Source organism: Acidimicrobiales bacterium, from assembly GCA_030747595.1.
Classification (GTDB): Bacteria; Actinomycetota; Acidimicrobiia; order Acidimicrobiales; family MedAcidi-G1; genus UBA9410.
This window is the reverse complement of record JASLKK010000032.1, coordinates 1-1,816: the sequence shown is the minus strand read 5'-3', so window position 1 is coordinate 1,816 and position 1,816 is coordinate 1. Positions and strand designations below refer to the sequence as shown.

Genomic DNA, 1,816 nt, shown 5'->3' with positions numbered 1-1,816 from the left:
ACCACGTAGGCCACGTCGCCCACGTATCGCACGGCGAAGATCCGCTCGCCGCGACCCATGTCGCCCACCTGCCCGACAATTTCTAGCGCTCCATCGCGTCGGGCTAGGACCGACACCATCGACTCGGCATCCTCGTCGAAGCGCCACGGGCCCCCGGTGGTCGAGGCCACCCTTAGGTGTCCGTCGTGTTCGGACATGGAGAACTGGTTCAGCAGGTGGCCGGGGACCTCGCCCGAACCGGTGTAGGCGGTCTGCGTCGGACCGGTCACGTCGAATTGGTGGATGGCCGTGTCCCAGTCGCGATCCCAGCGGGAACGCTGCTGGTCGTCGGCCAGCACGTCGGGATCCACCCACGCGTTGGTCGACACGTAGAGGTGCTGGTTGCCGGCGTAGACGGTCGACCCCTCGGCCAGCACGGCAGTCGTGGCGGGGCGGGACAGCGGTTCGACCATTGGAACGGTGAGCACCGACAGGGTCGAGAAGCCGGCGAAGGTGGTGGGCCGGGACACGTCGGTGCACTCGTGGAGAGGACCGTCGACCACCGTCCCGTTGGCCGACTCCAGGACGAAGTGGGGCATCCAGTCAGCCAGGGTGGTCTCGGCCACCACCTCCTGGTTGAAGCGGCGAGCCCGATCTTCGCCGTTGGAGTTCTGCGGGTACACGAAGGGCAGTTGGTCGGGTGGGGTGGAGACGACCACGCGGGCCGATCCGCCGACTAACCGGGTGGACACGTGGTGCCCCTCGACGGTGAGCACGTTGGCGATCTTCAGGTCGGTTGGATCCGAGAGGTCGACCTCGATAAGGCTGGTCAGCGATCGCCATCCCCCCTCGGGCACGAGACTGGAGAAGGCCGGCCGTCGTTTGGAGTCCCCGTCGACGTACGTGTCGGCGATGAGCAGGGCCCGATCGCCGGCCAGGAGCATCTGGCGGCTCCAATGGCCCTCGATGGGGAGGGTGTCGGTCAGGGTCGCCGTGCCGTCCGAGGCGGTCTCCTCCGAGAGGGACACGTGGTGGATCCGGTCGTCCTCGATGATCAGGATTCGACGGCCGTCGGTCTTGACTAGGTCGGGTTCGTCGATGCCCGCCTCCTGGACGTTGGTGCCCGAGTAATCGATCCCCTCGACCAGGGCCTGGTCTGATCCGCGTGCGATCGTGCCGGACTCCATGGACACGTCATCAGCCATGGCGACGGCTTCCAGCATCACCGGACCGCCGTACCACCCACCTCCGAGTCCGTAGGGGCCGACCCGGTCGGCAGCCTCAGTCTGCAGGTGGCGCAGCAGGTCGTCGCACTCGGTGAAGGGCACCAGTCCGGCAGTCCGCTCCGTACCCGTGACGTCAACCACTCCGGTCGTCGTGGTCCGCCCGCCGGACAACCCGTCCCCTTCAGGATCGGCGGCACAGGCGCCGGCGGCGACGGCCAGAGCGAAGAGCGCGACCGGAATCGCCCCCAGCGACCGTCCTTGACGGGTCACGCCGTGGTGGGGAGCCATGTCGGGCGGGTCGCCTCGTAGCCGTCGATGTCAGCTTCGTGGCGCAACGAGATCCCGATGTCGTCCAGCCCCTGGAGGAACCGCTCACGGGTCGAGGCCTCCAGTGGGAACGTGCACGATATGCCGGCGTCAGGTGCCTCCAGTGTCAGGTCGCCCACGTCGACGGTTATGACCAAATCGGGGTCGGCCTCTACGGCGTCCAGCAGGGCGGCGCCCACCTCTTCGGAGACCTGCACCGGTACCAGGCCATTCTTGGTGCAGTTGTTTCGGAAGATGTCGGCGAACCGGGGTGAGACCACGGCACCGAACCCGTACTGCTGGAT

Annotated in this window: 2 protein-coding genes; both read right to left on the bottom strand. The window is 67.3% G+C overall.

Features of this window, described 5'->3' with window-relative positions:
• The coding region (locus tag QF777_11855) for a beta-propeller domain-containing protein (protein MDP6912237.1) at positions 1-1,493 on the bottom strand (1,493 nt) is incomplete at its 3' end.
• Positions 1,472-1,816: 3-isopropylmalate dehydratase small subunit (locus tag QF777_11850; GenBank protein ID MDP6912236.1), on the bottom strand; the 345-nt coding region annotated here is incomplete at its 5' end. The genes QF777_11850 and QF777_11855, both read right to left, overlap by 22 nt.